At 67.4% G+C, this 14154-nt stretch carries 16 protein-coding genes, 1 tRNA gene and 1 pseudogene; 13 read left to right on the top strand and 5 right to left on the bottom strand.

What is annotated here, in order from left to right:
- Nucleotides 1-484: 484 nt before the first annotated feature.
- The 3 genes from AB4Y92_RS20670 to AB4Y92_RS20660 form a co-directional block, all read right to left on the bottom strand.
- A tRNA-Thr gene (locus AB4Y92_RS20670) sits at nucleotides 485-555 on the bottom strand.
- 750 nt (nucleotides 556-1305) lie between these two features.
- A complete protein-coding gene (locus tag AB4Y92_RS20665) occupies nucleotides 1306-1872 on the bottom strand; it encodes an isochorismatase family protein (protein ID WP_441821375.1) in 567 nt (188 codons plus the stop codon).
- Nucleotides 1873-1912: 40 nt separating this feature from the next.
- Nucleotides 1913-2275 carry an antibiotic biosynthesis monooxygenase family protein gene (locus AB4Y92_RS20660; RefSeq protein WP_441821374.1) on the bottom strand — a complete coding sequence of 121 codons (363 nt, stop codon included), beginning with the start codon at nucleotides 2273-2275 and terminating at the stop codon, nucleotides 1913-1915.
- A gap of 122 nt (nucleotides 2276-2397) precedes the next feature.
- Between AB4Y92_RS20660 and AB4Y92_RS20655 the strand changes: the two genes are divergently transcribed.
- Nucleotides 2398-2832 carry an Lrp/AsnC family transcriptional regulator gene (locus AB4Y92_RS20655; protein WP_441821373.1) on the top strand — a complete coding sequence of 145 codons (435 nt, stop codon included), beginning with the start codon at nucleotides 2398-2400 and terminating at the stop codon, nucleotides 2830-2832.
- 7 nt (nucleotides 2833-2839) lie between these two features.
- On the opposite strand, the gene AB4Y92_RS20650 is transcribed toward AB4Y92_RS20655, so the two are convergent.
- Together AB4Y92_RS20650 and AB4Y92_RS20645 are read right to left on the bottom strand one after the other, a co-directional pair.
- Nucleotides 2840-3853 (bottom strand): polysaccharide deacetylase family protein, encoded by a 1014-nt coding sequence (locus AB4Y92_RS20650; protein ID WP_441821372.1) that lies wholly within the window; start codon nucleotides 3851-3853, stop codon nucleotides 2840-2842.
- Between the two features lie 163 nt (nucleotides 3854-4016).
- The gene (locus AB4Y92_RS20645; protein ID WP_441821371.1) at nucleotides 4017-4340 is read right to left on the bottom strand and encodes a DUF6249 domain-containing protein; all 324 of its coding nucleotides are present in this window, start codon (nucleotides 4338-4340) and stop codon (nucleotides 4017-4019) included.
- A gap of 251 nt (nucleotides 4341-4591) precedes the next feature.
- On the opposite strand from AB4Y92_RS20645, the gene AB4Y92_RS20640 reads away from it, so the two are divergent.
- From AB4Y92_RS20640 to AB4Y92_RS20585, 12 genes and pseudogenes are all read left to right on the top strand, one after another.
- Nucleotides 4592-5158, top strand: a complete 567-nt coding sequence (locus AB4Y92_RS20640; RefSeq protein WP_057941535.1) for an RNA polymerase sigma factor — start codon at nucleotides 4592-4594, stop codon at nucleotides 5156-5158.
- Nucleotides 5155-5640: a hypothetical protein gene (locus AB4Y92_RS20635; protein ID WP_441821370.1), complete on the top strand. Its 486-nt coding sequence runs from the start codon at nucleotides 5155-5157 to the stop codon at nucleotides 5638-5640. The genes AB4Y92_RS20640 and AB4Y92_RS20635 overlap by 4 nt, the downstream gene beginning before the upstream one ends.
- Before the next feature lie 489 nt (nucleotides 5641-6129).
- A complete protein-coding gene (locus tag AB4Y92_RS20630; protein WP_441821369.1) occupies nucleotides 6130-6687 on the top strand; it encodes an RNA polymerase sigma factor in 558 nt (185 codons plus the stop codon).
- Nucleotides 6688-6780: 93 nt separating this feature from the next.
- Nucleotides 6781-7014 carry a RebB family R body protein gene (locus tag AB4Y92_RS20625; RefSeq protein WP_057941538.1) on the top strand — a complete coding sequence of 78 codons (234 nt, stop codon included), beginning with the start codon at nucleotides 6781-6783 and terminating at the stop codon, nucleotides 7012-7014.
- A gap of 433 nt (nucleotides 7015-7447) precedes the next feature.
- Nucleotides 7448-8164 carry a hypothetical protein gene (locus AB4Y92_RS20620; RefSeq protein WP_441821368.1) on the top strand — a complete coding sequence of 239 codons (717 nt, stop codon included), beginning with the start codon at nucleotides 7448-7450 and terminating at the stop codon, nucleotides 8162-8164.
- Nucleotides 8165-8329: 165 nt separating this feature from the next.
- Entirely contained in the window at nucleotides 8330-10642 is a 2313-nt protein-coding gene (locus AB4Y92_RS20615) for a hypothetical protein (protein ID WP_441821367.1), read from the top strand.
- A 48-nt stretch (nucleotides 10643-10690) separates the two neighbouring features.
- The gene (locus AB4Y92_RS20610; RefSeq protein ID WP_441821366.1) at nucleotides 10691-11005 is read left to right on the top strand and encodes a hypothetical protein; all 315 of its coding nucleotides are present in this window, start codon (nucleotides 10691-10693) and stop codon (nucleotides 11003-11005) included.
- A gap of 9 nt (nucleotides 11006-11014) precedes the next feature.
- The gene (locus AB4Y92_RS20605; RefSeq protein ID WP_441821365.1) at nucleotides 11015-11680 is read left to right on the top strand and encodes a hypothetical protein; all 666 of its coding nucleotides are present in this window, start codon (nucleotides 11015-11017) and stop codon (nucleotides 11678-11680) included.
- A gap of 57 nt (nucleotides 11681-11737) precedes the next feature.
- A complete protein-coding gene (locus AB4Y92_RS20600; protein WP_057941543.1) occupies nucleotides 11738-12061 on the top strand; it encodes a RebB family R body protein in 324 nt (107 codons plus the stop codon).
- Nucleotides 12062-12195: 134 nt separating this feature from the next.
- Nucleotides 12196-12531: a RebB family R body protein gene (locus AB4Y92_RS20595; RefSeq protein ID WP_057941544.1), complete on the top strand. Its 336-nt coding sequence runs from the start codon at nucleotides 12196-12198 to the stop codon at nucleotides 12529-12531.
- Nucleotides 12532-12793: 262 nt separating this feature from the next.
- The gene (locus AB4Y92_RS20590; protein WP_441821364.1) at nucleotides 12794-13567 is read left to right on the top strand and encodes a Crp/Fnr family transcriptional regulator; all 774 of its coding nucleotides are present in this window, start codon (nucleotides 12794-12796) and stop codon (nucleotides 13565-13567) included.
- A gap of 487 nt (nucleotides 13568-14054) precedes the next feature.
- Nucleotides 14055-14154: pseudogene (locus AB4Y92_RS20585) on the top strand (IS1595 family transposase); the annotation flags it as partial.

Raw genomic sequence — 14154 nt, 5'->3', positions numbered from 1 at the left:
GGTGACCGTTGCGACCGAATCGGTCGTCGCAAGGGCGCGGTGAAAAACGAGGGTGGTCGTGGCGCCCGCGGGCGCAGCGATGGGTTCGCCATGCGCGCCGGGCGCGCAGAGCGTTGCAGCTTGTTCGCCGCGTGAGGCGCCGAACGCAAAAGGTGGAAACGCCCCTGACGCCGTCACCGCGAAACCCGCGCGCGGATTGCGCGGAGCCGGTGCCGCCAGGCATCGCGACGATCCTTGTCGCCGATGCCTGCGCCGCGCCGTTCCTGCGCCTTCAAGGCGTGGGTCCGGCGGTGCCGCCGCTGCTGCGTTTCGTTGCGCGTCCTGCAACAGCGACGTTTGGCGAAACGCCGCACGGGGCGTTTCCTGGGTTGGAACTTTCGTTCCGATCAGACTGCTTTTGAGGCAGTTTTGGTGGGATAGCAGGACTCGAACCCGCGCATGCAGCAATAAATGCTGTGCTCTAACCGCCTGAGCTATATCCAGGGTGAAAGGGTCGGACTCGAACCGACGGCCTGCGCACTAAGTCGCCGCTCTAACCGACTGAGCTACCTTCCAAAGCAGAACCCGTCCGCGCACTTCGGCATACGCCACGGCACAGCCGCGCGCACCGGACGGGATAGCAACCCGTGCCGCTGAAATGCGTTTCTTTGGTTCTGCGCACTGACGTCTGTTTCCAGACGGCAATTCGTTCGGGCGCAAGCGCCCATGTGGGTCGATCGCGCACGCACCGCTCGTGCCGAAGCACCGGAGCACAGCGCTCAAAGCGCCTCTGCGGTCGAACCCCTGTGTCTACGATGCTTCGGGGCCGTGTGCGATCAAGCTTGTTTTCAAGGGTTATGGTGTCCTTTGCGAGCGCTGAAACGAAAACGCCCCCGGTGTTTGACCGAGGGCGTTCGCTTCCTCGGAAGATCGGGCGACCGATCTTCCTTGGCAAAGAAGATCAATCCGGCGTGTGTTGCGCCTGGCGACCGCGCATCGACAACGCGCAGTCGAACAGACCGGGGCACGAGGGCCGCAGGTCGTTCTGTTTGGCGATGTGGTTGTCGAGATGCATGTGAAGGCGGTCGGTTGATTGCGTCGCAAGGACGATGGGCGCGAACTCTACGCTCGCAAAATTACGGATGCAAGACCGTTCGTCGTCTCGCGAAAGGTTTTTCGCGGTCGACGTGATCGATTCGTGTTGGGATGTGGTGAGTGGTTTTGAGTTGCGATGATAGTTCGAGGGTGCGCGTGCCCTCACCCCGGCCCTCTCCCGCAAGCGGGAGAGGGAGCGAAAGCGGGGCGATGCGATTGCGTTGCTTGCGATCAGTATTCGTCGATTCTCGCCAACAACGCATCGGTATCGATCACCTCGGCGAACTCCGCACGCAACGTAGCCAGATGCGCGCGGCTGATCGCGTCGGCGGCGATCACCGTCCCGTCGGCGTCGGTCAAATCGAAACAGCAACAGGCATCGCCGACCACGACCGTGCGATAACCCAGGTTGCTCGCCATGCGCGCAGTGGTGGACACGCACATGTCGGTGCTGATGCCGAACAGCACCACGGTGTCGATGCGCAACCGGCGCAGGCGCAAGTCCAGATCGGTGCCGATGAAGGCGGCATTGACCGATTTGCCGACGATCGCTTCGCCGTCGAGTGGTTCGAAGCCATCGCGAAAGGCATGGCCCGGATGCGTGGGCTGCAACGGCGAGGCGTCGTGGATGGAATCGTGGCGCACATGGATCAACGGCAAGCCGCGCTCGCGCCACGCCGCGAGCAGGCGTCGGCCGTTTTGTTCCATCGCCGGATTGTTGCGAGGGCCCCACGGCGGATAGTCGAAGCCGCGCTGGACATCGATGGGAATGAGGACGGTGCGATGCGATGAGCTCATGGGGATCGGTTCGTTCGGGTGGAATGGCGCGCGCGGGCAATCAGTCGGCGTCGCGGCGCGGGCCGCCGTAGGCGCGATGCACGATCGCGACGCGCTGCTCGAAGCGCTGATACCAACGCCGATGGCCCAGGTCGCGCGCGGCCACGTGTTCGGCCTGATCGCGCCAGGCACGGATCGACTGTTCGCTGTCGAAATAGGCCACGGTGATGCCGAAGCCGTCGCCGTCGCGGGTGGATTCGGAGCCGAGAAAGCCTGGCTGCCGGGAGACCAGTTCGACCATCCGATCGGCGGCGACGGCGTAGCCGGCTTCGTCCTGGCCGTTGCGCTGGGAGGAAAAAATTACCGCGTAGTAGGGCGGCGCGGGCAGATCGGCGAATCGGGAAGCGGAATCGGACGCGGACATGGTCGGGACGGGCGCGGCGCGCTGGGCGATGCGACATGGTGCGCATTGCTCCGTGCCGGTCTCAACCCGGCACAATGACGGTCCCGGCCGGCGCGGCCGGACAGCCGCCACGGGTTCCCATCATGAAGACGCTGGACGAAGTCGATCGCAAGCTGATCGCGTTGCTGCAGGACAACGCCCGTCTATCGACGGTGGCCCTGGCCAAGGCGGTGAGCCTGTCGCGCAGCACCGTGCAGGAACGCCTGCAGCGCCTGGAGGCGGCCGGGGTGATCGCGCAATACACCGTGCGCCTGGGCAGCGGCGGCGATCCGCTGTGCGCGTGGCTGATGCTGCGTTACGCGGAAGGCTTCAGCTGCGACGACATCGTGCCGCCGTTGTCGGAATGGCCGCAGGTGCGGCTGGTGCACAGCGTGGCCGGCGAAACCGATCTGATGGTGCTGGTGGAAACGCGCTCGCCCGGCGAGTTGGCCGACCTGCGCGAGCGGGTCGCGGCGATGAAGGGCGTGGACGATGTCACCACCATCCCGATCCTGCGCACGGCGCTCGATCGCAGGTAAGCGCGCTTCACTCCGAATCCAGCTTCGCCAGCGTCAACACCCAGTCCGGCACCGTGGGTTCGCCGGCGAAGAAGCTCGCAGGCTTGTTCGCGCCGATCGCCCAGCGATGCAGCCAGCTCGGCCCGGCCGGGCCGGTGTAGGCGTCGGTGCGCTCGTAGGCGCGATCGCGCATGGCCTCGTCCAGGCCGATGAAGCGGTAGCCGCGTTTGCGCGCCATCGCGATCAGGTCGCCGTAGCTGGCGGCGTTGAGCGCGTTGGCGTGGATCAGCCATACCTGCGGCAGGTTGTAGCCGAGCAGGGCGATGGATTGCTGTTCGTAGTAGTCGAGTTTGCTGCCCATGTACTTGATGTAATCGCGGCGCAGCCTGGCCCTGAGCTTGGCCGCGCCGGGGCGTTCGGCGGCGTGCAGATAGGCCGCGGCCCAGATCCAGTCGGAGTTGTCCACGGTCACCGGCGCGATGCGATAGCCGTGCGCGTCGAGGAATTTCGCCAGATCGACCTTGTCCTGAGCGCTGCGCCCGGCGCGCAGATAGGGATGGCGGAACCAGTGCGGGGTCTGCCCGCGCGCTTGCAGCATCGGCCGTAGTTGCCGTTCGCCGCGCAGGATGTCGTCTTCGTAGGCTTTCAGCCCCACCGCGTGCAGATCGGCGTGGCTGTAACTGTGATTGCCCAAGGTGGCGCCGGCGTCGAGCCAGTCGCGCAGCATCGTCACGCGTTCGGCCTGCAACTGGCCGCCGTCTTCGAGCTTGCCTTCGTTGACGAAGCCGATCACCGGCACGCCGGCGCGGGCGATCGCGGCGATCAGGCGGTGGTGGTCGGCGATGATCTGCGCGGTCGGCACGGCGGGCAGCTGCACCCAAGGCAGATCGTCCACGGTCATCGCGATGCGCCGGTCCGGCGCGGTCTTGGCTTGCGGTGCCGCGGCGGCCGCGCCGCCTGCGAGCAGCAACAGACCGGCGAAGAGGCAGCGCAAGAGCGTGGAATGGGCGAGCGTCGAATGGAGCGTGGCGAACGGGCGCATGCGGACCTCCGATCGGGGATGCGCCGATCATCGCCGCGCCGGGGTCGCCTGCCTACTGCCGCGGTTCGCAGTCGCGGCGTGGGTCGCTAAATGGCCGGTCGTGTTCGCCGCCCGCGTCGCGCGACGCGGGCCGGCGCTCGCCGCCGATCCCGAGGATCGCGCCTCAGTCGAGCTTGCGCGAAATGAAGTAGTAGGCCAGATTGCCGATCCCGATCGCGCCGAGCAGCACCGCGACGGTGCCGGGGTTGGCGTCGCGCCAGCCGGCGCTTTCGATGATGCCGAAGCCGGCCGCGAGCAGGACCATGACGATGCCCCAGCGCAGGGCGCCGTGGCGGCGGCGGATGTCTTCGTCGCGGGCCATCGAGCGCAACAGCTCTTCGGCGCCGCCGGTCTGCAGCAGTTTGCTGCGGAAACGCGCCTCCACGACGATCTTGATCGCGAAGACGATGCAGACGAACAGGGTGATGGGGACAAGGATCTCGGGCATGGCGGCAGTCTCTGTGGGTTCGGGTCTGGCTGCAATGGATACGGGGCCCTCGCCGTCGGTTGCAGCCGGCGCCGCCGCGGCCCGCCGGGCCCGGCCCGGAAGCGCGAGGGACGGCGCCGYCGCCCCCGGCCCCAGCGCCGGCCCGACGCGGGGCCGGACAAGTGACAGGTATCACCGCGTCAGCGGTGCGCTCGCCACTGCAACCGCGCGCGCCCTGGCCGCATCCTCTGGGCCATGACCGGTACAACCCCATGAACGACGACCGCACCCTGGTGGAAGCCGTACTGGCGCGCGCGCCGGGCGCGTTCGAGCGTCTGGTGCGCGAGTACCAGGGGCTGTGCTGGCACATCATCCAGCGCATGGTCCGCCATCCCGACGACACCCGCGAGCTGTGTCAGGAAGCCTTCCTGCGCGTGCACCAGTGCCTGCACCAGTACCGCCACGAGAGCCCGCTCAAGTCGTGGATCGGCCAGGTCGCGTATTCGGTCGCCAAGCGCCATCTGGAGCGCAAGCGGATTCCGATCGTGGAAGTGGCCGACGACGAGGATGCGCTGTCGCCGCTGGATAGGGTCAGCGACGGCTTCGATCTGGAAGCGGCCTGCGCCGATGAGGAAATCGCCGCCGGCCTGCATGCCGAGATCGAGGCGCTGCCGCCGTTGCAGCGCACGCTGCTGACCCTGTATCACCTGGAAGAAGTGCCCATCGGCGAAATCGCGCAGATCACCGGCCTGGCCGAGGGCACGATCAAGAGCCACCTGTTCCGCACCCGCGCGCGCCTGCGCCAGCGCCTGGAAGCCCGGTTGGGAGAATTCGCATGAACCACAAACCCGAAAACACCGCCGCCGACGCCGCCGCCGGCTTCGACGATCCGCGCATCGCCCGCGAATGGGAGCTGCAGGAACGCGCCCAGCGCGAGGAACGCGGCGGCGCGCCGATGGACGAGGCCGATCCGCGCCTGGCCCAGTACCGCCTGCTGACCCGGGCCCTGCGCGCGCCGGTGATGGAGCCCATTCCGTACGGCTTCGCGGAACAGGTCGCGCGCCGCGCGCAAGCCGTGGCCGCCGGCAACGACCGGGTCGAACGCTATCTGCAGCAACTGCTGCTGGCCGCGCTGGTAGTGGCGGGCGTGGCGATGGTCTGGTCGAGCAGCGACAGCTGGTGGCCGGCGCTGCAGGCGCAGGTGCCGGCCGGCAGCCTGTCCTGGGGCGCGCTGGCCGGCGGCTGCTGTCTGCTGACCTGGGGCTGGCAAGGCGTCGCCCGCGCGATCGGCCTGGACGCCGCGCCCCGGCATACGGCGTGATCGGCTGAGGCCCGCCGCGCCGTTGACTGCGGCGGCGCGCGCGGCGATGACGGCAACGCCTGAGTCCACGGCGTTTGCCGCAGCGGAAATTTTCTATCCCGTTCGAACAAGCCGCCTTGTGGCGCACGCGCCGTTCCGGCGATCCCCGCCTGCGATCGCATAACTCGCCCTGCATCCGCCCATCGCCGGATGTGAACTCCCGCATGCTTTAAACGCCGCCTCGCGCAAGCTCGCGCGCGTCTTCGCGTGCGCGCGCGAGCGCGAATCGGCGAGGTTTGTTGTGGGAGGGCTGAAGCCCCCCCCACAACAAACCTCGAAACGGACGGACCGCTCGAACAAAACGCGAAACCGCATCCGCGCATTTGCGGTATCGCGACGGCGTGCGCAGTTCGCTGTCATCAGTGCCCTGCGCGTGTCACCCAAGTAACAGCCATCGCCGGACCCCCTCACCAGACTCGCCTGACATGCATACAACAGGAGAGGCGAGTGATGGAACGTACAGGACTCGAACGTCCCGATTTCAAGGCCGCCGACGAAATGTTCGCCAACGCGTGGCGGGTGAGCCTGCCGGAGCTGGAAGCGCGGGCGCGGCGCTTCGCCGAAGGCCAGCGCGACCGCGCCGAGGAATTGCTGGCCAATACCGCGATCAAGGCCCTGCTGTTCATGCGCCGCTCGCCGCAGACCATCACCGATCCGTGCGGCTTCCTGTTCGTGGTGCTGCGTCACGTATTTCTCGACAGCGTGCGCCGGCGCGGGCGCGACCGCGAGGTGTTCGACCGCAACCGCGAGGTCGATGGCGACTCGGCCGGCTTCGCCCACGAAGGCCTGACCGCCTTGCAGAAGCTGGAACTGGACCAGCAGCTCGACCGCGTGGTCGATGCGGTGGCGCGGATGAGCCGCGAGCAGCGGCGCTTGTTCGCCTACCGCTTCATCGACGACCTGCCGTATCCGGTGATCGCCGAGAAGCTGCACATCAATCAGCCGCTGGCGCGCAAGCGGGTGGAGCTGCTGCGCAATCGCCTGAAGCTGGTGATGTCGCGCGATTGAACCGGCGCGGCCGGGCGCCGCGCTTTCACAAGCCCACCGGGACCGCGTTCCACCCGGATAGACCCGTAACGAACTCAACCCAAGGACAGGCTCATGGCCGATACCCCCGTCAACTCGCAGATCACCGACGCCGTCACCCAGACCAACGTCAAGGTGGTCGCCGAAGCGCCGGCGCAGGCCATCGCTTCGTTGTACCAGGTGTCCAGCCATTCCACGGGCCTGGCCTTGCAGAACGCGGTGCACAGCCAGCAGGTGCTCAATCAGATCTCGACCGCGGTGGTGTCCAAGGCGGTGCAGCTGATCATGGCGGTGGGTGACAAGACGTGATGCGCACGCTGTCGACCATGCATGCCGGGATTGAGCGGGAAGAGGGTTTTCGACGCGCGGGAGAGGTGCGATGACGTTCTGGTTCGGTAAAGACAAGGATCCCGCGGCGACGCCGGCCGCGCCCGCGAGCGCGCCGACGTCGCCGCCGGCGAGCGCCGCTGCCGCGCCTTCGCCCGCGGCCGGCGCGCCGCCAGTCGCGGCGGTCGCGCCCGAGGTGGTTGCGTCCTCGCCCGCGCCGTCGCCTGCGGCGCCGACGGTGGCCGCGGCTGCGGAAGTCGCGCCTGCGCCGCCTGCGGCCGTTGCCGCGAACACCGCGCCCGCAACCCCCGCCGTTGCCGCCGCAGCGCCAGCCGCGTTCCCTGGCACGCCATCGCCTGGCGGTGGTGCGGCCGCGTCGTCGCCACCGTCCTCCGGCGGCGACGCGACCGCGCCTTTGGCCGCGGCCGCTGCGCCTGCAGCAGCTGCGCCGAGCTCGAACGCGAGCACGAATGCGTCCAACGCGACGCCCGCGAACGCAGCCGCGGCCGATCCGAGTCCGACCGCCGCCGCGCCGGCCGCCGCCGCGCCGGCCGCCGCCGCCGCGCCATCGCCTGTATCCGCCGCCGCGCCGCCGAAAACACCGCTGGCGGCGGCGCGCGAACGCGCGGCCCAGGGCGGCGGCACGACCCCGCCGGGAGCATCGGCAACGCCGCCCACTACGCCGCCGACGACACCACCGACGCCTCCCCCTCCGCCGCCGACCGACGCGCTCAACCAGAAGATCGTGCAGGCGGTGCAGTTCACCAACGCCGAAACCGCGTCGTACTCGCCTTCGCAGATCGCCACCGGCCCGGACATGATGATCAGCCAGGCCGCCGGCCTGGTCGCGCAATCGGCCGCGGTGTATTTCGACGGCGTCACCAAGATGGCGCTGGCCAGCCAGGGCGTGCTGATAAAGCAAATGACGCAGGAACTGGTCGAAGGCAACATCGAACCGGCCGCGGAAGACGCTTTGGGCATCCTCGCCACGGACATCTTCATTGCCGCCGCCGCCGCCGTCGCCGCCGCCGCCGGCGCGATGGAAGCCGCATCGGCAAGCTACGCCATCGATCAAATCGACAAGAGCATCGACAAGTACTCCACCTTGTTGCAGAACCGCAAGAGTTCCTGAGCGCCCAGCGCTCGGGAACGCGCCGCCGCCGTATCGCCGTAGCCGTTTCGTTTCATCGCACCGTCCGACATTCCGTCATCACCGTCGCCGCCGCCAGCGCGCGGGCGCTGCATCCGCGCCCGCCACGCCGCGCTGTCGCCGCGACTTTCGCAAAGGATCCAGGCCGTGGCTTACTTTTCCTTGCCCTCGCTGACGCTGCCCTGCTACCGATTCGATTACCACAGCCATTTCGGCGGCATCCTGCCGGTCGAGGACGAGACCGCGACGGCCGCGCAGGCGCTGCAGCTGCCGGTGGCCTACACCCAGCAAGGCCGCGACGGCACCATCGAGGTCGATGTCAACGTGCAGATCGCGCAAGGCCAGCAGCTGTCGCTGGCCGGCGCGTTCGGCGGCGCCGCCGACGCCGGGCAGGGCCGCCGCGGCGCGTTGTCGTTGTTCCTCAAGGCGCTGGCGTTGATGGAGGAAAGCAATCCGCTGGCGACCCTGGCCGCCAGCGGCAATCGCCAGCGCTACGAGCGCGGCGAATGCATCGCGGAGGACATCTACATCGCCTGCGTGTGCCTGGTCCGGCGCCTGGAACTGGCCGATCTGAGCGGCGCGGCGGCGACCGATCCGGTGCTGTACAAGAGCGTGCGCGGCGCGCTGGAATCGATCGCCAAGCGCTCATCGCTGCCCGGCGCGGCCGATACCCTGGCGCCGCTGCTGCCGACGCTGCGCTACTTCAACGACAAGATCTACAGCGCGAGCAAATACACCCCGTTCGACGATGCCTACCGCGCGCGTTCGTTCGCGTTGAAGAAGCTGCGCGCCGAGCCCGGCGGCGAAGAGCGCTATCTGCAATGGATGGCGATGAGCCTGCTGTATCTGGAAAACGAAGGCATCGGCCATGCCCAGCTGGCCTTGGGCGAGGACGAGATCCGCGCCGCCAACGCCGTGGCCAGCAGCTACAACGCCGCGCGCAGCACCCAGTACAAGCTGCTGGGCCACACCTCGGCGGTGTACGGCGGCGACAAGGAACTCGAACGCGACCTCAACACCAAGCTGTTGCCGCTGTTCCAGGACGCGACTCTGACCGAGGTGGTCGGCATCGATCTGCTCGGCAGCGAGAACAAGGTCGGCAACTACGCCGAGCTGTTCGCCTTCCTGACCGCGCAGGCCAGTCAGGCGACGCCGCCGTTGACGCAGTACTTCGGCAGCGGCGCGAACGCGCGCGCGCTGCAGTTCGTCAATCACATTCACTGCGGCGAAGGCATGGGCGTGGCGGCCGACAACCGCTCGGCGATCGGCTATGCGATGGCATACTCGGCGCAATTGCCCGACGCGCCGTTCTATCGCGCCTACGCCGACTACGTGCTGACTTGCCTGGCGGCCGCGCAAGGGCGGCAGGCCGACCATCCGCGCGGCAGCGCCGGCACCCACGCACTGTCGGACAACCAGGTCTCGGGCTTGTTCGACGAATTGTTCCGCAACGACTCGCTGACCGTCGGCGGCCTGACCCTGCGTCGCTACGACGGCAACAGCGCGCGCACCCGCGAGCTGGTCGCCTACGCCGGCAAGCGCAACATGATGGCACTGTGCGAATCGCTGGACCTGCCATCGGCGCCGCCGCCCGCGGGCGCGCCGCCATCGCCGCCACCGCCGCCCGCGCCGAGTTACTACACGCTGCTGACCGCGCCGGCGACGTTGCTGAGCTTCCGCCTGGGCCACGCCTACTACTACCGCAGCTTCGTCGCCGCGCGGTATCCGGCGATCGCCTTCGACACCAACCTGGGCAGCAACGCGATCACCGGCGCCTCGGGCCTATTCGCTTCGGTGGAGGGCTACCGGCTCAATCGCGGCTTCCGCCATCTCGACGGATATGTCGATACCGACCTGCTCGTTGCCGTCACCGACACGGTGATGTTCACCGGCTTGCAGGCCCTGAGCGCGGATCAGGTCAATCAGCTGATGGAACTGGCGCGCAGCGCCAAGACCCTGCCGCTGCTGTTCACCGCCGGCGCGCCAGTGATCACGCCGATGCTGAGCGCGGCGATGGCGCCGATCATCCAGAGCATCGGCGCGGCGAATTGCTACCAGGGATTCCAGACCCTGGTCACGGCGATGATCGGCGAAAATCAATCGCGCAGCGTGTGGTTCGCCGCTCTTGCGCGCGCGCTCAACCTGTTCATCAACTGGCGCTGTTATCTGCTCGGCTCCGACGCGCAAGGCGTGGAGCACACCGACATCCAGGACGAATACCTGCGCAGCGTGCTGCTGCTGGCCTACAACCTGGTGCCGTTCGATTCCGCGCCGGGTGCGACCGACGTGGTTGGCAACCAACTGCAGCAACTGGTCGGCGATGTCGCCGCCGCTTACTGGCAAAGCACCATCGGGCCGCTGGCGGGCTATTCCAGCCAGCGTCAGACCACCGCGACCATCGCCGGCTACAAGGCGCCCGCGTCGGTCGTCACCGTGACGCGCAGCGCGGTCCCGGCCTGAAATCCGCCCGCATTGCGTATCGCATGACTTGTAGGACCGGAGTTCGCTATGGACGAGAATCTGCATTATCTGTTGCATGAGGAACTGGAAGGCCTGTTCGATTCGCCGGCGGCGCCGGAAAAAACTGCGAGCGTCGGGGCGGTGACGGGCGCGGTCGCAGCGCCGGCTGCACAACGGGTAACGGCGGCCGAGCCGGCCGTCACCGCCGCATCGAACGCGACAACTGCGACGGTGGTCGCACCGGCGTCGGCGCAGACCGCCGAACTGGAGCTTTCGACCGAGGCGATGATCAAGCGCCTGATCGAACTGCTGGCCGAACCGAAAGTGTTGCAGGCGCTGACGCGTCTGCTGGGCGTGCGCTGAATGTCGGCCGTGGCGAAACAGCCGCTCGCCGCGCCGGCCGCGCGCTCGGACCTGGACGAACAACTGCGCGTGTTCGCGCGCAATTACTTCGACCTGGAGCTGACCGAGGCGCAACGCGCCGAGCTGGCCCTGCACCTGACCGCGTCGGACGCGCGCACGCGCGCGCAGGCCGGCGCGACGGCCGGCGGACGCCGCGGCCAGGCCGGGGATGCGATCGACGAAGAGCGCCAGCGCATCCAGGCGGTGATCAAGCAAAGCCTGGGCCGCGCGCAGGCCGCGCTGATCAGCAATGCACAGGCCGAGCGCGCGGCCGAGAGCGCCGTGCTCGGCGCGCTGGAACGCACCGACTCGCTCGAGGGCCTGCGTCCGAAGGATCTGCCGCCGGGCGCCCAGCCGCCGTTGATCTCGCAGATCGCAGGGCGCCTCACCGAGCTGATCAAGGCCGAAGTCGATGCCTGCTTCCAGCAACAGTTCGGCCCGCTCGCGCTGCAACTGCAGGCGGTGATCGACACCGCCCAGGCCAAGGGCCTGCTGCCGAAAAAAGACGAAGACGCCGCCGCCGGCGACGCGTCGAAAAGCGAAAAATCTCCGGAAAAAACCGCTGTCGCCGCGACCTCTGGCGAAGCGCGCGACAAGTCCGCCAAGAGCGCGGCGCCGGCTTCACAACGCGATTGATGACTCGTTCTTCAGCAACGTACGGCATCGGCCGTACTTCATCCTAAGGAGCTCGACATGGCATTCCCTACCGCCGTCAACGATCAAATCACCGATGCCGTCACCCAGTCCAACGTCAAGGTCATCGGCGAGGCGCCGGCCTTTGCGATGGGTTCGATCTATCAGTCGATGGCCCACTCCACCGGCATCTTGTTCGAGAACGCAGTCTCGGCGCAGCAGCAGCAGAACACGCTGGCGCAGGCCGCCGCCAACCAGGGCGTGATGCAGATCTACAGCCTGGATACCACCGCCGCCGCCGGCGCCACCGAGAAGGTCGCCCAGACCGGTGTGTCCGACAACCTCACCAGCCTGATGACCGTGCTGCAGGCGTTCAAGTCCTAAGCCGTCGATCGCCGCGATCCGGCCGCGCAGGTCGGATCGAAGATGCCGGCTCGCGGTTTGTGTGAGCCGGGCCGGCATCGGCCTTCGCCGCTTGTGACGCTTGAAATCCGATTACCGCTACCGAGGATTCACTCATGGCATATCCCACCGCAGTCAACAATCAGATCACCGACGCCGTCACCCAGTCCAACGTCAAGGTCATCGCCGAGGGCCCCGCCTTCGCGATGGGCTCGATCTTCCAGGCTTCGGCGCATTCCACCGGCATCCTGTTCGAGAACTCGGTCGCCGCTCAGCAGCAGCAGAACACCTTGGCGCTGGCCGCGGCCAACCAGGGCGTGATGCAGGTCTACAGCGTCGACACCACGGCCGCCGCGGGCGCGACGGAAAAGATCGGCCAGACCGGCGTGGCCGACAACCTGACCAGTCTGTTGACCGTGTTGAACGCGTTCAAATCGCCGTCCGGCCTGTAAGCCGCGACGGACGCGATGCCGGACCGCCGCAGGGCGCCGGCATCGTAGCGGCCACGCGCGCCGCGAGCAGCAGTACGGCGACGACGCCACGACTGCACAGGAACCATCGCTGTTTCGGCCATCGTCCTCGCCGCGGCTTTCGAACGCAGACGTCCACAGGGGGCGTTATGAAACCTGCCACCGGCCGCGGTCGCGGCCGTCATCACCTGGGCGCCCGCAGCGGTCGCCACGCCGCCGCCGCTGCCGGCGCGCGGCCGAGCTTATGTCCCTGACACCGGACGACGGCAACGCGGTGCGCCGGCGCCGTTGGGGCCTGGACCGCTGCGCGCTGCTGCGCGGCCTGCCGCCGACGCTGCTGGAGCACATCGCGCGTCACAGCACCGAGCTGAATCTGGAAGAAGGCGATGCGCTGTTCTTCAAGAACGATCCCAGCGATTTTCTCGCCTTCGTCGTGCACGGGCGGATCTACAAGCTGCTGTACGGCCCCGACGGGCAAGAGCTGATCGTCGATACGATCGAAAGCGGCGAGACGGTCGATGAGACGCCGCTGCTGGATACGCATTCGCACACCTTCACCGCCGTGGCCTACAGCGCCACGCGGGTATTGCTGCTGTCGCGGCGGCACTTTCCCAGCCTGACCTGCGATCCGGGGGTGATCGAACGCGCCCACGTATCGCTGTGCCTGCGTTTGCGGCATGCGGTCGAGAGCCTGGAGACCATGTGCCTGCATCGGCTGGAGTCGCGCCTGGCGCGTTATCTGCTTTCGCTGATGCACACCCAGTCGCGACCGCGCGAAGGCGATTTCGAAGTCGCCTTGCCGCCGACGCAGAGCATTCTGGCGGCGATGGTCAACGCCAGCCGGCCGAAGTTGAATGCGCAGTTGCAGACCTGGCATCGCAGCGGTTTGGTGAGCCGCAAGCGCAATATTCTGCGCATCAACGATATCGACCAGTTCCGCTGCAAGGCGTATCTGGGGCGCGATGCGGAGCGGCCGGATCAACGCGCGCGGTCGACGGCGGCGCGGCGTAGCGCGTGATTTTGTCAGCGCGCGCCGTCGTGGCGCGTTTCCCCCAATAGCGCCGAACCCCGAAAATTGCTGCTGTTCCCCCCTTTGAAAAAGGGGGGCTAGGGGGGATTTGCTTTTAGCCACACGGCCCGAAGAGCAACCGCAAAAGCAAATCCCCCACGTCCGCTTCGCGGCCGTTCGCCCCCTTTGTTAAAGGGGGCAGCAGCAAAGGCCGCGGCGAACGACAAGGCGCGAACCGTTCCGTAGTACCGGATTCCCCCCTTTGAAAAAGGGGGGCAGGGGGGATTTGCTTTTAGTCGCATGGCCTTGAAGAGCAACCGCAAAAGCAAATCCCCCACGTCCGCTTCGCGGCCGTTCGCCCCCTTTGTTAAAGGGGGCAACAGCAAAAGCCGTGGCGGAACGACACGCGACGAACCTGATCGGCAGTGCCGGATTCCCCCCTTTGAAAAGGGTCTTAGGAAGCAAAGCTGTCCCATAACGCAGCTATCTTCCTGAAATGCAAAAGAAAAGCAGGTACTACAGCCGTTCGAAAATCAGCGAGGCCCGATTTCGGGCGCTCGTGCGCTGTTGGGCACTGGATCTCACCGCCACCAACA

It is taken from the genome of Lysobacter sp. TAB13 (assembly GCF_052113885.1).
GTDB lineage: Bacteria > Pseudomonadota > Gammaproteobacteria > Xanthomonadales > Xanthomonadaceae > Lysobacter > Lysobacter gummosus.
The sequence above is the reverse complement of the archived record's forward strand: the minus strand, read 5'-3'. Positions and strand labels throughout refer to the sequence as shown.

Bases quoted from the DNA above. Each gene is read 5' to 3' on its own strand.
- AB4Y92_RS20635 (WP_441821370.1), top strand. From the start codon at position 5,155: ATGAACCACAAACCCGAAAACACCGCCGCCGACGCCGCCGCCGGCTTC.
- AB4Y92_RS20600 (WP_057941543.1), top strand. From the start codon at position 11,738: ATGGCATTCCCTACCGCCGTCAACGATCAAATCACCGATGCCGTCACC.
- AB4Y92_RS20660 (WP_441821374.1), bottom strand. From the start codon at position 2,275: ATGTCCGCGTCCGATTCCGCTTCCCGATTCGCCGATCTGCCCGCGCCG.
- AB4Y92_RS20645 (WP_441821371.1), bottom strand. From the start codon at position 4,340: ATGCCCGAGATCCTTGTCCCCATCACCCTGTTCGTCTGCATCGTCTTC.
- AB4Y92_RS20590 (WP_441821364.1), top strand. From the start codon at position 12,794: ATGTCCCTGACACCGGACGACGGCAACGCGGTGCGCCGGCGCCGTTGG.
- AB4Y92_RS20655 (WP_441821373.1), top strand. From the start codon at position 2,398: ATGAAGACGCTGGACGAAGTCGATCGCAAGCTGATCGCGTTGCTGCAG.
- AB4Y92_RS20610 (WP_441821366.1), top strand. From the start codon at position 10,691: ATGGACGAGAATCTGCATTATCTGTTGCATGAGGAACTGGAAGGCCTG.
- AB4Y92_RS20640 (WP_057941535.1), top strand. From the start codon at position 4,592: ATGAACGACGACCGCACCCTGGTGGAAGCCGTACTGGCGCGCGCGCCG.
- AB4Y92_RS20650 (WP_441821372.1), bottom strand. From the start codon at position 3,853: ATGCGCCCGTTCGCCACGCTCCATTCGACGCTCGCCCATTCCACGCTC.
- AB4Y92_RS20595 (WP_057941544.1), top strand. From the start codon at position 12,196: ATGGCATATCCCACCGCAGTCAACAATCAGATCACCGACGCCGTCACC.
- AB4Y92_RS20665 (WP_441821375.1), bottom strand. From the start codon at position 1,872: ATGAGCTCATCGCATCGCACCGTCCTCATTCCCATCGATGTCCAGCGC.
- AB4Y92_RS20630 (WP_441821369.1), top strand. From the start codon at position 6,130: ATGGAACGTACAGGACTCGAACGTCCCGATTTCAAGGCCGCCGACGAA.
- AB4Y92_RS20625 (WP_057941538.1), top strand. From the start codon at position 6,781: ATGGCCGATACCCCCGTCAACTCGCAGATCACCGACGCCGTCACCCAG.